This window comes from Rhodococcus sp. 21391 (assembly GCF_016772255.1).
Taxonomy (GTDB): domain Bacteria; phylum Actinomycetota; class Actinomycetes; order Mycobacteriales; family Mycobacteriaceae; genus Rhodococcus_F; species Rhodococcus_F opacus.
Window position 1 is genome coordinate 618,992 of record NZ_CP063782.1, and the last position, 16,793, is coordinate 635,784.

Below are 16,793 nucleotides of genomic sequence, written 5' to 3' on the forward strand. Positions count from 1 at the left end.
TCGATCGGCACCTGTGGACAATACGCCCAGGCCTGTTGTGTCCCAATCACTCCTGAAGTCTGACATCAGGGGCGTCCTGTTCGCCCGCATCTGCCTGGCCGCATCGTGATGTCGGCTGCAGAAATGCCAGGGAATTGAGACATAGGGAGGCGGCCATGCCGTGAGACCAACGACAAATCCTCAGGTCACAGCCGTCCCAAAATGCCATCAGTAGCGAGACCCTACAAGCTTGTAGTGTCTCGAGAACTGTGGCCAGATCTCACGCAAGATGGCCACTCGGTGGCCAGTTGGCCGATTGGTTGAGATTGTCGCGGCGTCGCCCGCGTGGTGTGGAGTCGTGGATCAACAGTGCGACCGCTGGCCGCTCCTTCTGCGAAAGCGGCGCGGACCGGATCGCAGCGTCCCGGCGGTGAGTACGCGTGCACTGATCCGACAGTGGTCGCGCTCGTTCCGAAAGCGGATCGATGAGAGAGAACTCGGGGTGAGATCTTCCACCCCGAGGGGGGAGGTGCCATTTCGCTGTCTACCGGAGACTGGGATCAGCCTCGCATCTCCGGTGCGGGATCGGAGCGGGATTCGAACTCGCGTTACATCTTCTGGGAGCCCGACATGTTCATCAAGCAGATTGCAGGATTCATCGGTGGCGGCGCACTGGTCGCCGCATCAGTCGCCGCGCTGATTGCAGCGCCGGCGAACGCAGTGCCGGGCGTCAATCCGCCGGCGCCGCGGTTCGTGAGCCTCTCCTATTCCCTCGAGTCGACCTTCGCGGGGTCCTCGAACGTGGTGGACACGTACGCCGAGTCCGTGAGCCAGGCGTACTACCACTGCGACAACCTCAGTGGCGCTAACGATTGCCAGGTCGTGATCACGAGTGATTGGGGCTGCGTTACGTTGGTGCGCGGTTGGACCAAGGAGTCGTACTTGGGCAGTCCGCAGGGGAAGCCCATATTCGGCGTGGGAAATGGGCCGACCAGGGAAGAGGCTGAACAGGTGGCCACGATCGATGTCGAGGCTCGACTCGACGCCACCCCGTACGCCGTTGGCCACGGAGTCACCAAGTGCGTCTACTGAAGTTGCGGACGAATCCCGGACTCACACGATCGGCCCAACGTCCGGTCCGATCGATCACCCCGAACGTCGACCTCGCCCCGTCCGCAAGCGGAACGCAGACCGGCACGTCCCGAAAGCCGGGCGTAGACCGGAACTCACTGAGCTGCGCGGGTCCCGATAGCCCCGTCCGGTGATGATTTTGCTTTCGGGGCGGCGGATTCTCACTGTCGTTGCAACACAAGTCTATTGAAATCTGGGTCGTCCCAGCTCACGGATTACGTTACCGCAGTCGGCATCGCGAGTTCCAGCGCAGTGCGGCGCCGGTGAGCGGTGGCCCGTCGCTCGGCGTTGAACACCGTGGCGGGAGTTGCGTACTCCAGGTTCTTCCGTGGGCGAGTGTTGAGCTCACGCGTTACCGACCGCACATGAGCGTGACTGTGCACCGACAAATCGGTGCCCTTCGGGAAATACTGTCGAGCGAGCCCGTTGAAATTCTCGTTCGCACCCCGCTGCCACGGACTGGAACGTTCGGCGAAGTAGATCTTCAGATCAAGGGCCGCGGAGATCTCTCGGTGCAGACAAATCTCCGTTCCCTGATCCCACGTCAACGTTCTGCGCATTCGTTTCGGCAGGCCAGAAAATGCTTTGATGACAGCATTTTTCACCGATTCGGCGGTGTGATCGACGGGGAGATTGACGATGATTCCGTATTGCGTCGTCCGTTCCCGCAGGGTCATCATCGCCGATCGGCAGCGCAACCCCAGGATGTAGGGGTCGGACCGGGGCGCGGTGCCGGGATTGCTCCCGGCCCGTTTCCCCGGCCCGCCCTCCGCACCGGACGTGCGACTCTCATCGCATCCGGCGCTCCACGGACTGCCACTGCTAAGCAGGGACCAAGGTCTCTGCTCTGCTGGTCCACGGTGTGGGGATGTTGCTCGCCCGCCACCGGTACCGAGTAATCGGGACGGTGGTGGTGTCGAACATGATGATCCCGTTCTCTTGCGGACGATTGCCGGGCCTGCCGGTCAGGAACCGTCGGTAGAGATCCGCCCACGTGATCCGTTTGTGCCGTTTGAGCAGCCATTGGGTGACCCGATGCCAGGCGAAGGCATCGAGGTAACCGAACGTCGCTTTCGACACACCGTGACGGAAATACGCACACCATCCTCGGAGCACCGGATTGAGGCGTCCGAGCAGATCAGCAAGGCCATGATGACGTGCCCTCTTCGTCAGCGCCCGCACCTTCGCCATGATCGAAAGCAACGCTTTCTTCGACGGATAGGTGTAGACGCTCATCTTGTTCGTGCCTTTCCTGCGGCGCCGCTGGATGCGGAACCCGAGAAAGTCGAACCCCTCGTCCAGGTGACATACCCGGGACTTTTCGGCGGACAACCGCAGCCCCAGCGGGGCTATCACGTCCGCGACCTCGTCCCAGAGTGCGTCCGCATGCGCCTTGGTTCCGACCACCATGATGACGAAATCGTCCGCGTAGCGCACGATTCGGTAGGTGGCCCCGCCGCGTTTGCGGTGCACCTCGCGCCGATAGGCACTCCCGTGGGAATCCCATTTCGCACAGAAATGTGCATCCAACACCGACAGAGCGATGTTGGCGAGCAACGGTGAGAGTATGCCGCCTTATGAACAGTGCTGGGTTATGCGCAGCGCTGGCGTGCAAGGCCTGGTGACGGCGATGTCAGAGGTCGATCGCTGCGCATAATCCGCGGATCCTCTGATCAGGCGGCCCGGTACGGTGCCGGGCCTCCATGATCGGAGGTCAGTTGTTATGGCGACTTTGTCTGCGTTGGTGTCGGGCCTGGAGGCGGAGCTACAGCGTTTGGGCTACAAGGATTCGACGCTCGTTTGGTACCGGGGCTGTTGGCGGCGGATGCAGAAGCACTTCGCTGCGCGTGGTGTCGAGGAGTTCTCCCTGGATGCGGCGATGGCGTGGGTCGACGACGCGTGTGGTTTCTTCGACAAGGAGCAGGCCGGCACCCTGAAGCGAACCGATGTGTATTTGTTCAGAGTTGCTCAGATGCTGGAGGATTACGCGGTCCACGGGGCGGTGCTGCGCCGCTATAACCGGTCGGTGAGCAAGCTGGACGTGGCCGGCGCCCAGACGGTCGCCCGGTTCCAGGCGCACCTGCGCTCGGCTGGGCGCTCGGCCTCGACTGTGCGGACCTACGGGACGTTGGCCGGGGAGTTCGTCGCGTTCACCGACACCCGCGGAGGGCTGGGCTGCTGCGACGCCGCCATGATCGGGGCGTTCGTCGCCACGCTGGCCGGATACCAGTTCAAGACTGTCGAGCAGAAACTGTGCGCGGTGCGGTCGTTGCTGCGGTTTGCCTCCGCCGCCGGCCTGGTCGACGGGGCGTGCTTGGAGGCGGTGCCGGCGGCACGCTCGGCCAGGCAGGCCAGGATCCCGTCGGTTGAGGCTGCACCCTTTGAGTGGACACCCCGGACAATGGTTCTAGGAGAGCCAGGAGGGATGTCGAGGTGGGACGCCAGTCTCTGTACACGGAGGAATTCCGGAAAGACGCGGTCGCGTTGTATCGCGCGGCCGACGGCAAACGCACGTACGCGGCGGTGGCCGCGGATGTGGGCGTCAGTGGCGAAACGCTACGGACGTGGGTCCGCAAGGACACCGCCCGTAACGCGCGCTCGCAGGACCGCAGTACCGGCGCCGACGGGACCGAGGCGGACGAGCTCGCGCGGCTGCGCGCGGAGAATGCGCGGCTGCGCGGTGCGGAAAAGGAATGGCAGCTCGAACGCGAGATTCTGCGCCGGGCGGCCGCGTATTTCGCAAAGGAGGTGAAGTGAAGACCCGCCGCTGGGACTTCATCTCCGACCATCGCGCCGAGTTCGGCGTGCAGCGGCTGTGCCGGGTGCTCGGGACCTCCCGTTCCGGCTACTACAAGCACCTGATCACGGAGCCGGCCCGAGTCGAGCGCCAGGCCGAGGAAGCCGCGACGGTCGCCGAGATCCGCGCCATTCATGCCGAGCACCGGAGCGCCTACGGTGCCCCGCGGGTTCACGCCGAACTCCGCTCCCGCGGACGCAAGATCAACCGCAAACGGGTGACCCGGCTGATGCGAATCCACCACGTGGTGGGCAGGCACCTGCGCCGCAGCAAGCGCACGACCGTCGCGGACAAGTCGGCTCCGTCGGTGCCGGATCTGGTGATGCGAGACTTCACCGCTACGGCTGTCGATACCAAGTGGTGTGGGGACATAACCTACATCCCGGTGGGATCCTCGTGGTTGTTCTTGGCCACGGTGATCGACATCTTCTCACGCCGGGTGGTGGGCTGGTCGATCGCTGACCACATGCGCACCGATCTCGTCACGGACGCGATCGAGATGGCGGTGCGCACCCGCGGTGGTGACGTCGGTGGCGTTATCTTCCACAGCGACCGCGGATCACAGGGCGGATTCAACCGGTCGTCGCAACACCGTGCCGTGAGGACGAGTGTACCTGTTCGGCAAACACTTCCGCTGGAGTTCTCCAACCGTGCACTTTTCGGGGGCGGTTGTTGAGCGCATCGGCGACCGCCTGAAGCTCACGGAACTTGTATCGGGACAGATCAGTTCCCTTCGGAAAATATTGTCGCAGCAGCCCATTGGTGTTCTCATTCGTTCCGCGCTGCCATGGACTGTACGGATCACAGAAGTAGACACGGATACCCGTAGATGCCGTCAGCTCGGCATGACGCGCGAGTTCCTTTCCGCGATCCCACGTCACGGATCTGCGTAGATGCTCGGGCAGCGGTGACAGCGTCGCGGCCAGAGCATCACGAACGGACTCCGAACCATATCCGGACAGCGCCGGCCCGTTCTTCACCATCGCCGCTGTTCCATAGCCCTTCAGTCGCGGCAGGTGTAGTAGAGTCGTGTATCTGCTGGTGCGCTCGACGAGCGTGCCGATCGCGGACCGGGTCAGACCGATGATGAGGTCGCCCTCCCAATGCCCCGGCGTCTTCCGGCTCTCGACCTCCTCCGGACGGGCGCTGATGGTCACCTCCTCGGTGATAAATCCGGTGCGCTGCTTCCGTGCTCGCGCACGAGGCTTTCGCAGCGCCCGGCCGGTGCGCAAGCACGCGACGAGCTCCCGCTCCAGGCCGCCGCGACCCTCGATGTAGAGCGATTGGTAGATCGCCTCAGGTGAAATGCGCATCGTCGGGTCCTCCGGATAGTCGATCGGTAGGCGATTCGAGATCTGCTCCGGACTCCACGCCGTCGCCCACCGACGATCACCGCGCCGAGGCTTGTTTCGGCCAATCCAAGCGGCATCCGGACCGGACACCACGGTTCCATCGTCGGCACGAATCACACCAGACAGTTTGTCCTGCACATATTCTCGTAGCCGATCGTGTTCGGCGAGCTTCGCTGGTTTTGGGCGCCTCGCGGCGAGGTCGGCCTTCCACTGTGCGGTCGACGCTCGGTATGTGAGCTTGCCATTGCGGGTGGCGGCGTTCCGCCGCAACTCCCGCGAGATCGTCGACGGTGACCGTCCGATCCGGTCAGCGATGTCGCGCATACTCATACCCTTGGCTCGCAGCAGCGCGATATCCTCACGCTCGGTGAACGACAGGTACCTCCCCGAGACCGGGGTCAACTCGATCGGTGGCATCCCACCAGCCTGGCGGAACCACCGTGTCCCCACCGGCCCCGACACGCCGCATGTGGTCGCTGCGTCGTCGCTCGTGAGACCCTCGGCGATCCGCGTCCAGAATGCCCGCTCTAGATCTCGGCGTATCGGAGGCCGTCCCGGTGACCGCATCACCGCACGCCCCGTCAACGCTGCTGCCCACCCGGGTGGTCGTCCCATTCCCACACCTCCGTTATCGAGGTGTTGCTTCCACCGGTTGAGCCTGGTCAGTACACCGCAGCAGCTTTCGTCGATGTATGCCGCCGTCATGGGATTCAGCTAAGTCGAGGACGGGTCGGCTCGAGTTACGATAATGCTCTCGCCGAGTCGTTCTTCCAAGGACTCAAGAGGGAGTGGCTGCACGGACGGAGTTGGACGTCGAAGTCGCAGGCACGGCTGGACCTGTTCGAGTGGCTCTCGTACTTCAATCGACGTCGCCGTCACTCCGCCCTCGGATACCTCACCCCAGTGGAGTTCGAACAACGACTCATCGCGTCGTCTACGCTGTCAGTCGCCGCATGAAATCCGGTGTCCACTCCCGAGGGGCAACCTCACGTGTAATTTGCCCCGAAGAGGTCAACGTAGTTCAGGTCACCGAGGACGCGTCCTGCGCCGAGATCCCAACCGGGAATCTTCCCGTCGTCGAATCGAACCGGAATCAGCCAGGTCACGCCGGGTGCCATCTGGCGGAACTCCTCGACGGCGAGAGTGAGTTCTTCGTTCATGACGGTCTTGGGCCGTGCGCGGGAGTTGTCGGAGAAACACGCGAGGAAGATCAGTGCTCCTGATCGAATTGCATCTCGGATTTTTGCCTTCCAATTGTCGCCGGGGGCGAGTGATGTCCGGTCTCTCCAGTAGGGGATCTGGGCTGCGTCAAGGATTTTGCAGAGTTGGTCGACCTGCTGTTGATCCTCTTTGACGTAGGAGATGAACACGTGTTTGCCCTCGGCTGATGTCACGCCGAGATCGTATCCTTCCCTGATCCGGGGCGATGGCATGTACCTGTGTGGTGTCGTCGGGGGCGTCCGGCGGTTTACCGGCGTCGGGTGTGGGGTGGCGGCCCGCCGGGTCAGGGCAGCTCCGTGTTGAGGCACGCAATCATCCCGAACAGCTCACCCGGAACTGTTCTGGTGCCATGGAAGTCGCGGAGCGAGCGTGCTGCCGAGGAGGGCACTATTACATCGAGGAGTCAGTTTGGGTGAATCTGATGCTGCCTTGGGACGTGAGTGGGTGGTGATCGATCCCGCCACAGTCGACGGAGGTGGGTCGGACTTGGGCCCCGACGACGGTACACCCGCAACTGCTAGTAGACCGTCGCGGCTAAGTGTTGGGATATAGGTGGCGGAGTTTGATGCGGGCGTCGTCGGTGGTGAAGTGCCACTGGACCTGGCGTTGATCGGCGTTGGTCTGTCGTTGCCAGGCGGCGAGTTCGGCGTTGAGGATTCCGAGGTCCTCGATGTGCCGGTCCAGGTACTGGCGGGTCAGCGCGGAGAGCTCGATCTCGGCGATGTTGAGCCACGAGCCGTGTTTGGGGGTGTGGTGGATCTTGAGCCGCTGCGCGAGCGCGAACGCCTCGGCCGGCTCGAAGGCCTCGTAGAGCGATCCGATGCCGTGGGTGCCTGAGGTTGTCCATCACCAGCAACACCGTCTCTGCGTCGGGATAGTCCACGCACAGCAGGTCTTTGACCTGCCCGGCCCAGTCGACCTTGGTGCGCCGGGGCTGGGAATCGACACGCCGCCAGCCGGCCAGGGGCTCGACCCAGCAGAAGATCGAGCAGGTCCCGTGCCGCACGTACTCGGAGTCCTCCTTCAGATCGCGTCCCGGGCCCGCTGGGATCGGGTCATGCGCGTGAGCGAGGAGCTGGTAGGGATTCTCGTCCATGCACACCACCGGGCGTGAGGGATCGTGGGGGCGGGCGTAGACCGACAGGATGTCTTCCATGCGGGCCGCGAACTCTGCGTTGGCCCGCGGCGGGATGGTCCAGCACTTCTTCAGGTGAGGACGAAGTTTCGTTTTTTTAAAACCCGGCCGATGGTCGAGTGGTCCAGGTCGGGGATGTCGTCGACCAGGGCGACGTGCTTCTCCAGCAGTCGCAGCGACCACCGCGACCGACCCTCGGGCGGCTTCGAGCAGGCCAACGCAATCAACCTGGCCTCGATCTCACCAGTGATCTCCCGACGGCACCGGTGGGAGGTCACGCTGCTTGCGACCGATCGTGGCCTCCACGTCTCGACCGGTCTCAGCGAACCGATTGGCCACCAGCCGCAACGTCTCACCCGAGACCCCCAACCGTGCCGCGATCACCTCCTTCTCATCAACCACCCCGACCGAGGTGTCCAGCGCCAGCAACACCCGGGCCCGCCGGATCATCGGGCAGGTGCTGACCTGGACCGTCGACGAAGCACCGGAAGCGGACGGATGGGAGTTCGCGCACCTGTACCCGAACGGCGCTCGGGCGCACCGCACCGCACTCCTGCCTGACGGACATCGCAACCGCGGTGACGACTGGCGGGGAAGCCCGGATGGGGTTGCTGCCATGGCGGCTTTGCTGCGGGTCAGAGAATCGTGCGGCACTCTGTCGCGGCGTGGACCGCGGACGGCTCGAATGACAGGATGGCCAGGTCACGACGCCGGCGTTGGGGGCGGTTCGGGTGGTGGCGCGGGCGCGCGTCGGGGTGGGTGAGGTCGCGTACTCGCACGTCGAGGAGTTGGGCTAGGGCTATTGTCTGATCCCAGGTCGGGTAGGCCTGGCCGGCCTCCCATAGGTCGACGGTGGGTTCTTCTGCGTGGCAGGCGATGTCGACGGTGGGCCCGGAGTGTCGGCCGTTGTCGAGGAGGTGGCTGATGTACCAGGGGACGAGCTTGCCGGCTTGCCAGAGGTCGTGCTCGTCGCTGTCCGGATCGACGAAGGGACCACTGACGGCGAATTCGCTCGCGAATAGCCTGAGGCGCGCGAGGTCCGCCGGCGATGCTGATTCCACGCTCTGTTCGACCCCCGGCTGATCGCGGGCGGTTGCGGATCTGCGACGAAAGAACTTGAACATGGGTGCTCCTGTCGGTGTGAGGGCGGACCGTGTTAGCGCTCACCCAGATGTCAGCGGCGGATCGTTCAGGGGTGTATGTCGTTTTGTCGTCGTATCTTATGGGCGTCACGGCCGACGCTGCCGGCGGTCGATGGTTCCGTGACTTGGCCTGCGCGAGCCTCTGACGTGGGCAGTGTCCTGTCTTCGACACGAGAATGAGGGCATGGTCGTGGAGATGAAGCACGATGGCCTGCGGACGGCGGCATCCGCCGCCGGCCCCCTGTCGCCCGTGAGGCTGCGGCACTTGGGTGACGATGGCCGGCATCACCGGCGCCGTCCGCGGCCGGCACCGCATTGTCACCACGAGAAGCGACGATACCGCGCCGCGTCACCCGGCTCTGATCGGACGAGCATGGTCGACACCGACCCACCCGGCTCAGTGGTGGGTAGCCGACTTCACCTACACCTGGACGTTGTCGGGATTCTGCTACACCGCGTTCTGCGTCGACGTCTTCTCCCGCCGGATCCTCGGCTGGCGAGTGATGACCAGCAAATCTACTCCGCTGGTCACATCGGTGCTCGAACAAGTATTGTTCACCCGACGTCGACACGACTTCCACTTCACAGCAACCGGTTTGGTGCATCACTCCGATTAAGCCGAGGTTTTCGTTAGCCGAGGAATTCAGGGTTAGGGCTGGTCAGCTGCTTATGTCGGTCGGATTTTTCGGCTTAACGTTTCCGATTCATCGAAGGTGCAGAAGGATCGCAGTGCGTTTTCGGTGAGGTGGTGTTCGGCGGGGCGCCGGGGTTGAGGAGGCGGCGTTGACGGCGGCGCGCGTCAGGTCGATGGTGGCGAGTGTGTAGAAGATGGTGGTGGTTGGTACCTTTCGTGGCCGAGGAGACGCATGTCGGCGACAACGACGGCACCGATTTGGTGCTCGTCTTGTCCATTGCAACATCCTTCCCATTGGGGCAATGGACACCGACAAACGTACGCCAGGCAATCAATCATTAAGCCGAAGAATTCCTCAGAAATCTCTGCAGCACAGAAATACAGGCACTTCCTCGGCTTAACGAAAACCTCGGCTTAATCGGAGTTAAGCCGAACTCGGCTTAACTCCGATGCGGGAAGCCAATACACGTCGCTGGCCTTCACCCATGTGCTGCAGGAAGCCGGCATCGTCGGATCGATCGGCAGCGTCGGCGACGCCCTCGACAACGGACTCATGGAATCGGCGATCGGCTTGTACAAGACCGAGCTCCTCGGCCGCCATCCGATACTGAAAGGGAGGGCCGAACTCGAACGCGAAACGGCTGCGTGGGTGCACTGGTACAACAACAGCCGGCTTTCCGCACTCGACTACCTGACACCGGTCGAGTACGAAGATCGCTACCATCAACAGACCACCTCGAGTGAGGTGGCGTAAACCGGGAGTCTCTACCGAATCCAGGACGCTTCAGTTATGGCGGACGGCGGGTCCTGTGGCAGCAGGCGTTGCGTCACGCATTCCCCCACAACACGAATGATCCCAATGGGTACATCGTCGCCGACCGGGGCGGGCGTTTGCACGGCCTCCGTAACCGCGTCTCGCACATGGAGCCCCTGCTCGGCGTGAACATCACCGCCCGGCACAACGACGCGCTCCGCATACTCGCCGCGATCAGCCCCGAGGTCCGGGACTGCTGCGCGGGCATGAGTACGGTCATCGAGATTCGGCGGAAGTGCCCCATCAGGCTCTGACCAGATCGTCTGGCCACGAGCAACGGCGGGCGTTACCGCATCACCAGCAGTGCAGGGGGGGCAGCGCCGCCGGCAGCTTCTACGGTTACAGCGGCTTCGACGGCGGTGGAGGATATTCCGACTGCGGAAACGGCGGCGGTTGCAACTGAACAACCACGGGCGTGAGAACTTCCATTCCAGCGCCACCGAACTGAGCGCGGTTCCAGAAGAAACGCCGATTACCGATCTTGGGGAGTCAGAGGTGAGCGTCCCGAATTTCGCGGATTTTTTTGGGGTTCCATAGACGCTGCGGTCGATATGTCGTCGATGGAAGGCCCATCGCCTCCGGGGGACCGCAGGCAGAGCCTCGATGAGATAGGCCGCCGCCGTCTTCGGATACGCGGGCAACGCCGTGTCGTCGTGACCAGTGCACCAGCTCTCGAAGCGCCGCCACGTCGGCGCAATGGCACGGTGGGCGCGCTTCCAGCGGGATGTGGACATTAGCGGGATGTGGACATTACTGCCCGAGAGGGGCAGCGACCGCCTCCGACATGCCGGCGATTCGCAGGTCCGGACGTGGCGGTGGAGGTCGGGGTTGACGATGTGTCGCGCGTCTAGATCGCTCGTTCAGATCGTTCTTGCTCGGCTGCTTCGTCCGGCAGCGACCGATCGGGAGTTGAGATAGCTTCCTGAGTAGGTCATGGAGCCTCACCGGGGACGACGTCACCCCAGGCCGCGCGCGAACCTGACTCGCCGATTCGGTAGACCTGCACGATGGTGCTGGCCGCCACGACGATCGCGAGAATCGCGACGATCCATGTGAGCGGGCGTGACGGTCCCGCCTTTCGTTCGCGGAGGTGTACCGCGGTGATGGCCAGTGCGATCAGCAGAAGCGCCGCGGAGAAGTAGATCATGGTGTCGCCGCGTTCGGTGTGCGCATCCACGGCAGCAGTGTCAGTAACATTCTTTTCGAGCCATTGCCCGGCGTCGGTGGTCAGCGGGGTCAAAGCAGTGGTGACGGCCGCGAGCACCAGTGTCGGCCACACCAGTCGATGCCGGGCGGTCGGCCACACGCTGCACAACATGACGAGAACCGCTGTCATCGGCGCGAGTACCACCATGAAATGGACGAGCAGTACATGTACGGGTAAACCGTTGACAGTGGACATGGGCCAATTGTTCAGATTCGTGCTGAGAAAGCGCTGAAGGTCAGCTGTGGCGGAGGCTGCGGTGTGGTCACAGTTCTGACCGTGTGCTGAGGACGGCGCGTAGGCCCTTGTTGAACAGATCGGTGGAATACACCAGTTTGGCGTCGATACCGTCTGGTGCACCGGTGCCGTCGTGCCGTTCGGTGAAATAGAAATGCGGATCGCATTTCGCGATGTCGAGCGGACTGGGCGTGATGTCGAAGTGAGTCCGTCGACATCGCGTTCGGCGGGGGCGAAGTTTTCGAGCGAGATCGCGACCTGGAAGAACGGGTGCAACGACGGTGACCGTGCGGGATCGAGGATCTCCACCAGGCGCTCGAACTGCACATCCGCGTGCGCGAACGCCCGCAACTCGATGTCCCGAGCAACGGGCCACCAGGTCGTCGAAGGTCGTGGTCGACTCCACCTGTGTGCGCAGGACGACGGTGTTGACGAACATTCCCACGACGTCGTCCAGGCTCGGGTGGCCGTGTCCGGCGACGGGAGCGCCGATGGCGATGTCGGTGGCGCCGCTCAGCCGGGCAAGTAGTAGCGTCACCGCTGCGTGCAGTGCCGTGAACAGGCCGGTATGGTGGGTGCGCGCCGCCTCGAGCAGTGCGCCATGGACGGCCGGGGCGATGGCGAAGGGCAGGCGCGCCGCCCCGTAGGACCACTTCTCGGGTCGGGGGCGATCACTCGGGAGCGAGAGCGCTCCGGTCAATCCTGGCCAGTTCCTCTGTCCAATAGTCGATTTGGGCATACGCGAGACTTCCGGGGTCATCCTCGCTGTCCGAGGACAGCCCGCCGCCAGAGGGTGTAGTCCGCGTACTGCACCGGAAGGTCCTGCCACTGCGGCGCCGAGTCGTCCGCCCGCGCGCTGTATGCGAGGACGAGGTCGCGCGCCAACGGCGCCAACGACCACCCGTCCACGCCGATGTGGTGGAACGTGCAGGCGATCATGTGGTCGTCGGGCCCGAATTCGAAGACCCGAATCCGGAGGGGTGGATGAGTTCGGACGTCGAATCCAGCTGTAAGGACCGCCCTGATGTTTCTTCGTCGGCGGGGGTCGGGGACGGCGTCGGCGAGCAGGTGTTGGTAGGGGCCGGCGGGAGTGTCGGGGTAGATGGTCCGCAGTGGCCGGTGCCGTTCGAGCACATCGGCGACCGCACGTCGAAGAGCGGTGTGGTCGAACGCGCCGCGAACACGGAGGGTGAACGGAATATTGTAGTGGGCGGGCGCGGTGACGGTTCTGTCGATGAAAGTCTGTGCCGGGGAAAGCGGGAGTCGGTCGGGCAGGGGTATCGCGCCGAGCCGGTGGCGATCCGTATCGCGCGTCGATTCGCCGATCCGGGTGGCCAGCGCGGCAACCGTGGGCGCGTCGAACACGTCCCGCCCCCCGAGATCGGTACCCCAGCGATCATTGATCCGGGACACCACTCGGGTCGCGGACAGCGAGTCGCCACCGAGGTCGAAAAACGAGCTGTCGGCACCGACCGCGGAGGCACCGAGGACCTGCGAACACGTCGGCGACGGCGTGTTCGGTCGGTGTCTCGGGATCTCGTCGAGACCGTGCGCCGTCCTCGAAGGTGGGATAGGGCAGCGACGCACGGTCGAGCTTGCCGGTGGGGGACAGGGGTACCGAGTCCACGAGCATGATTGACGCGGGGACCATGTAATCGGGGAGGAACCGCCGGACTCGTGCATGGAGCTGCTCGACGTCGAACGTCTCGGGCTCGCGCGGCAATACATACGCGACGAGCACCGGATTCCCGGTGGACCCGCGATGCACCACGGTGCGGCAAAGGTGATGTCGGGATGGTCCGAAAGAGCCGCGTCGATCTCGCCGAGCTCGATCCGCAGACCTCGGATCTTCACCTGATCGTCGGCCCGGCCGAGGAACTCGAATTCGCTGTTCGTCGACCAGCGGATGTGGTCTCCGCTGCGGAACATACGCGAGCCCGGTTCGCCGAAGGGGTTCGCGACGAACGTGGCGGCGGTCAAACCCGGACGTAGGTGGTAGCCGCGGGCGAGACCCGCTCCGCTCAGATGCAATTCGCCGGTGGCGCCGGGGGAGCGGACGCAGATTCCGATCGAGCACCACGGCGCGCACCCCGCGCATGAGGGGCCGATCGTGACCGGTGACTACGGATCCATCGGGTCGGTCAAGGTGACACTGCACGTGGTTTCGGTGGGAGACCGTATGCATTTCGCATGTCACGGCCTTGGGCCCAGCGTCGGACCAGCGGGGGCGGGCACGGTTCGCCGCCGACCAGCACCAATTGCAACTCGTCGAGACCTGCCGGGTCGACGGTCGCCAGGGAGGAAGGGGTAGCCAGCAGATGGGTGATGTGGTGTTCCCACAGGAACTTGGCCAGTTCCCGACCTCCGAAGGCGGTTGCGGGGGCCACGACCAGGGTGGCGCCGGCATTGGCGGCGGCCAGTATCTCGACCAGGGCGGTGTCGAACGTCGGTGAAGCGAGGTGCAGGAGACGGGACGCTGTGGAGATACCGTATTTCTCGCGAATCTCTTGAGCGAGGTTCGCCAGTCCGGCGTGGGTGACGACGCACCACCTTCGGGGTGCCGGTGGAACCGGAGGTGTAGATGACGTAGGCGGGGTGGTCGCGGCGGAGGGAGTGTGTGCGTTCGAGGTCGTGTACGGGTCCGGATCGCTGATCACCGCACAGTTCCTCGGAGTCGAGCGCAAGCCATTTGAGTGAGTCGGGTAGTCGATCACGTGCCTGCGAGACGGCGAGTCCGATCGCGGCGCCCGAGTCCGCCACGGTGTACGTGATGCGATCGGCAGGATGGCAGGGGTCGATCGGAACGAACGCGGCTCCGGACTTGACCACCGCCCAGAGGCCTACCACTGATTCGATCGATCTGGAGTCCGCCACCGCGACAAGCGTTTCGGGGCCGGTGCCCCGAGAGATCAGTGCCCGGGCCACCCGGCTGGACCGCCGATCCAGTTCGACATAGGTCAGCGCCCGTTCGTCTGCTCGCAACGCCACCGCTTCGGGATACTGCTCGGTGGGCAGTCCGCGGCACCGGATGCGGGCACGAAACCGGTGCGCTCACCCGGAAGGAAGAGGCCGAGATCCGCGATCGCGGTCGAGGAGTCCGCGGCGGCGAACGTGTCCAGGAACGCGATGAACCATCGATGGTGGGCGCCGAGCTTGTCGTGGCTGTATGCGGTGGAGTTGCCTTCGAAGTCGATGCGCGGCAACGATCCGATCGATCCCGGGTACACGTTGATCGCCAGTTCCGAGGTCGGCCCGGTGGTCAGGACCTGCACCTGTCCGGTCACACCGCCGAAGGAGATCTGCTGTGTGAACATCATCAGGTTGATGACCGGTCCGAACGGCGCCGGATCGGATGGGGCAGACGCGGCTGCGCCCGAATGGCGGTCGCGTCCGATGTCCTCGCGTCGATACCGCTGGTGGCGGAGGGCGGCGGTCAACGCCGCCTGGGTGGGTTTCATCGCCTCCCCGACCGTGGACGAGCGGACCCGCCGTCGCCGCAACGGCAGCATATTCGATACTGATCCTGCGGAATTACGCAGTAGAGCACTAGTTCTGGCCGAAACGGGCAGTGAGAGAAGGATGTTCTCGGCGCCGGTCATGAGGGCGAGGAAGGCGGCGAACGCGGACACGATCACCGCCGCCGAACGGAGCCGCCGCGGTCGACGAGGGCGTTGCCCCGGGCGGAGACGGCGCCGCTGACCCGGTGTGCCGCTGCGCCGGGTGTGCTGCTGCGCCCGAGAGTCACTGCGTCCGGCAGGTCCGCTGTCTCGCCAACCCAGAAATCACGATCGCGGCGTCTCTGGTCGGACTGCTGGTAGCGCAGGTCCTCGTCGAGCAGCTGCCCGGGGTGCACCACCGGATGGGCGGGAGCTTCCCGCTGTTCGAGGGCGGCGACGTACAGTTCGGCGGTCCGGCCGATCAGTGTCATCGCGCCGTATCCGTCGAGGGCGATGTGGTGGGCGCGCGAATACCAGAAGCAGCGGCTGTCGGTGAGCCGCAGGATGTGTGAGACCACGAGGTGCTCGTCGTACATGTCGAGGGAGATCTTGCGGTCCCGTCGCATCCATTTCATGAGCTGCCTCCAGCGGCGCGTCTTCGGCGCTGAGGTCGACGACGGTGACCGATACGTTCGCGGCCGGTGCGACGACGACGGCGTGGGGGTGACCGTCGACGTCGACGAGCCGAACGGATCCGGCGCCGAGTTCGCGGTGGGCCCGCTGGTTGGCGGCGGTCAGCAGGTCGAGGTCGACGGAGCCGCGGAGTTCGGTGTACTGGGCGATGACGAAGGGCACCTCGGGGGAGAGATGCTGTGCGAACCAGATGGCCTTCTACGCCCCGGTGAGCGGAAGGGTCTCCGGTCGCCCCGGCAGGGCGCACACCGAGGGCGGCCCATCGATCGACGAGGTCATGCCGCTGCCCTCACGACAACGATCTCCTCGGCCCTGTGCACTGGAGTGATCAGACCGCGTACCTCGAGCATCTGGATGCGCGAGGAGAGAACCGGACCGAACGGGACCTCGGCCCTCGCTGCGATGTCGACGCGCAGCCCCTGTTCTTCGAGGATGTTTGTATCATCTCGATTCTCCGCTGAGTGAGGACTGGGCGATCAGCAGTACCCCGTCCGCGTAGAGGACATCCGGTGCCTCGATACAGATCCGGTCGAGCAGTGCCCGTCCGTTCCGTCCCACGCCCGCTCGCCCCCGCGGCTTGGCAGCTCATCGTTGGGGGCGGGAACGTAGGGAGGATTGGTGACCACCAGGTCGAACCTGTCGGCGCGGACCGGAGCGGTCAGGTCGCCGCGCGCACGACCCGGATCGACCGGCGATGCATCGCGGCGTTGAGCCGCGTGTTGAGCCTAGCGCGGCGGGAGAGGTCCACTGCCGTCACCCGGCCGGCGCCCGCCGCGAGGGCCCCCAGGCTCAGTGCCCCCGTTCCGGTGCACAGGTCGAGGACCCGGGAACGGGGTCCGAGTTTCTGCGATGCGAGTACCTGTGCCAGCAACCAGGTGTCTGCCTGTGGCGGATATACCCCGGGCAGGCGCAACAGCACCGGTACTCCTCGCGATTGCGGCAGCGGTCATCACCGACTCGTGGACGATCCGGAGTGGTGGCTACACACACGGCCTTTTCGGTCGTGCGGTGCAGCAT

15 protein-coding genes and 10 pseudogenes are annotated in these 16,793 nt (G+C 64.4%); 9 read left to right on the forward strand and 16 right to left on the reverse strand.

Features of this window, described 5'->3' with window-relative positions; translation table 11 throughout:
* Positions 1-609: 609 nt before the first annotated feature.
* Positions 610-1,071 (forward strand): DUF4189 domain-containing protein, encoded by a 462-nt coding sequence (locus tag GO592_RS37585; RefSeq protein ID WP_007297546.1) that lies wholly within the window; start codon positions 610-612, stop codon positions 1,069-1,071.
* A gap of 254 nt (positions 1,072-1,325) precedes the next feature.
* Here GO592_RS37585 and GO592_RS37590 read toward each other — a convergent pair whose 3' ends face one another.
* Together GO592_RS37590 and GO592_RS37595 are read right to left on the reverse strand one after the other, a co-directional pair.
* Positions 1,326-1,808 (reverse strand): IS30 family transposase, encoded by a 483-nt coding sequence (locus tag GO592_RS37590; RefSeq protein WP_012686807.1) that lies wholly within the window; start codon positions 1,806-1,808, stop codon positions 1,326-1,328.
* A gap of 124 nt (positions 1,809-1,932) precedes the next feature.
* Positions 1,933-2,679 carry a group II intron maturase-specific domain-containing protein gene (locus GO592_RS37595; RefSeq protein WP_308821646.1) on the reverse strand — a complete coding sequence of 249 codons (747 nt, stop codon included), beginning with the start codon at positions 2,677-2,679 and terminating at the stop codon, positions 1,933-1,935.
* Between the two features lie 403 nt (positions 2,680-3,082).
* On the opposite strand from GO592_RS37595, the pseudogene GO592_RS37600 reads away from it, so the two are divergent.
* A pseudogene (locus GO592_RS37600) lies at positions 3,083-3,343 on the forward strand (hypothetical protein); the annotation flags it as partial.
* A 200-nt stretch (positions 3,344-3,543) separates the two neighbouring features.
* A pseudogene (locus GO592_RS37605) lies at positions 3,544-4,472 on the forward strand (IS3 family transposase); the annotation flags it as partial.
* Between the two features lie 7 nt (positions 4,473-4,479).
* Here the strand turns inward: GO592_RS37605 and GO592_RS37610 are convergent.
* A complete protein-coding gene (locus GO592_RS37610; protein WP_043827253.1) occupies positions 4,480-5,874 on the reverse strand; it encodes an IS30 family transposase in 1,395 nt (464 codons plus the stop codon).
* A gap of 48 nt (positions 5,875-5,922) precedes the next feature.
* Between GO592_RS37610 and GO592_RS37615 the strand changes: the two are divergent.
* A pseudogene (locus GO592_RS37615) lies at positions 5,923-6,216 on the forward strand (integrase core domain-containing protein); the annotation flags it as partial.
* A gap of 29 nt (positions 6,217-6,245) precedes the next feature.
* On the opposite strand, the gene GO592_RS37620 reads toward GO592_RS37615, so the two are convergent.
* On the reverse strand, positions 6,246-6,653 hold the full coding sequence (locus GO592_RS37620; RefSeq protein ID WP_043827270.1) for a toll/interleukin-1 receptor domain-containing protein: 408 nt from the start codon (positions 6,651-6,653) through the stop codon (positions 6,246-6,248).
* Between the two features lie 379 nt (positions 6,654-7,032).
* Between GO592_RS37620 and GO592_RS45145 the strand changes: the two genes are divergently transcribed.
* The gene (locus GO592_RS45145) at positions 7,033-7,317 is read left to right on the forward strand and encodes a hypothetical protein (protein ID WP_043827272.1); all 285 of its coding nucleotides are present in this window, start codon (positions 7,033-7,035) and stop codon (positions 7,315-7,317) included.
* Positions 7,318-7,686: 369 nt separating this feature from the next.
* Here GO592_RS45145 and GO592_RS37630 read toward each other — a convergent pair.
* Both GO592_RS37630 and GO592_RS37635 read right to left on the reverse strand, forming a co-directional pair.
* A pseudogene (locus tag GO592_RS37630) lies at positions 7,687-8,065 on the reverse strand (helix-turn-helix domain-containing protein); the annotation flags it as partial.
* A 185-nt stretch (positions 8,066-8,250) separates the two neighbouring features.
* Positions 8,251-8,739, reverse strand: coding sequence for a hypothetical protein (locus GO592_RS37635; protein ID WP_012686814.1), 489 nt, complete (start codon positions 8,737-8,739; stop codon positions 8,251-8,253).
* 305 nt (positions 8,740-9,044) lie between these two features.
* Here GO592_RS37635 and GO592_RS37640 point away from each other — a divergent pair.
* The 3 genes and pseudogenes from GO592_RS37640 to GO592_RS37650 form a co-directional block, all read left to right on the forward strand.
* A pseudogene (locus tag GO592_RS37640) lies at positions 9,045-9,371 on the forward strand (DDE-type integrase/transposase/recombinase); the annotation flags it as partial.
* Positions 9,372-9,833: 462 nt separating this feature from the next.
* Positions 9,834-10,145: pseudogene (locus GO592_RS37645) on the forward strand (transposase); the annotation flags it as partial.
* A 167-nt stretch (positions 10,146-10,312) separates the two neighbouring features.
* Positions 10,313-10,459 (forward strand): hypothetical protein, encoded by a 147-nt coding sequence (locus GO592_RS37650; protein ID WP_193384908.1) that lies wholly within the window; start codon positions 10,313-10,315, stop codon positions 10,457-10,459.
* A gap of 677 nt (positions 10,460-11,136) precedes the next feature.
* Here GO592_RS37650 and GO592_RS37655 read toward each other — a convergent pair.
* From GO592_RS37655 to GO592_RS46060, 5 genes and pseudogenes are all read right to left on the reverse strand, one after another.
* The gene (locus GO592_RS37655; RefSeq protein WP_012686818.1) at positions 11,137-11,607 is read right to left on the reverse strand and encodes a DUF2231 domain-containing protein; all 471 of its coding nucleotides are present in this window, start codon (positions 11,605-11,607) and stop codon (positions 11,137-11,139) included.
* A gap of 67 nt (positions 11,608-11,674) precedes the next feature.
* Complete coding sequence (locus GO592_RS46050; RefSeq protein ID WP_258085248.1) at positions 11,675-12,346, reverse strand: condensation domain-containing protein; 672 nt, start codon at positions 12,344-12,346, stop codon at positions 11,675-11,677.
* A gap of 56 nt (positions 12,347-12,402) precedes the next feature.
* Complete coding sequence (locus GO592_RS46055; RefSeq protein ID WP_258085261.1) at positions 12,403-13,011, reverse strand: condensation domain-containing protein; 609 nt, start codon at positions 13,009-13,011, stop codon at positions 12,403-12,405.
* An 18-nt stretch (positions 13,012-13,029) separates the two neighbouring features.
* Positions 13,030-13,329: pseudogene (locus GO592_RS45160) on the reverse strand (phosphopantetheine-binding protein); the annotation flags it as partial.
* Positions 13,301-13,417: pseudogene (locus GO592_RS46060) on the reverse strand (hypothetical protein); the annotation flags it as partial. The pseudogenes GO592_RS46060 and GO592_RS45160, both read right to left, overlap by 29 nt.
* A gap of 23 nt (positions 13,418-13,440) precedes the next feature.
* On the opposite strand from GO592_RS46060, the gene GO592_RS46360 reads away from it, so the two are divergent.
* Positions 13,441-13,638, forward strand: coding sequence for a hypothetical protein (locus tag GO592_RS46360; RefSeq protein ID WP_236580985.1), 198 nt, complete (start codon positions 13,441-13,443; stop codon positions 13,636-13,638).
* Between the two features lie 149 nt (positions 13,639-13,787).
* On the opposite strand, the gene GO592_RS45170 is transcribed toward GO592_RS46360, so the two are convergent.
* The 5 genes and pseudogenes from GO592_RS45170 to GO592_RS37665 all read right to left on the reverse strand — a co-directional run bounded on the left by GO592_RS45170 (position 13,788) and on the right by GO592_RS37665 (position 16,695).
* Positions 13,788-14,303 carry an AMP-binding protein gene (locus GO592_RS45170; protein ID WP_236581714.1) on the reverse strand — a complete coding sequence of 172 codons (516 nt, stop codon included), beginning with the start codon at positions 14,301-14,303 and terminating at the stop codon, positions 13,788-13,790.
* A pseudogene (locus tag GO592_RS45175) lies at positions 14,251-14,634 on the reverse strand (AMP-binding protein); the annotation flags it as partial. The gene GO592_RS45170 and the pseudogene GO592_RS45175, both read right to left, overlap by 53 nt.
* Positions 14,604-15,245, reverse strand: a complete 642-nt coding sequence (locus GO592_RS46070; RefSeq protein ID WP_269454491.1) for a non-ribosomal peptide synthetase — start codon at positions 15,243-15,245, stop codon at positions 14,604-14,606. The gene GO592_RS46070 and the pseudogene GO592_RS45175, both read right to left, overlap by 31 nt.
* Before the next feature lie 32 nt (positions 15,246-15,277).
* Positions 15,278-15,718, reverse strand: coding sequence for a condensation domain-containing protein (locus GO592_RS46075; RefSeq protein WP_012686824.1), 441 nt, complete (start codon positions 15,716-15,718; stop codon positions 15,278-15,280).
* 333 nt (positions 15,719-16,051) lie between these two features.
* Positions 16,052-16,695 (reverse strand): annotated as a pseudogene (locus GO592_RS37665) (HemK2/MTQ2 family protein methyltransferase).
* Positions 16,696-16,793 lie beyond the last annotated feature (98 nt).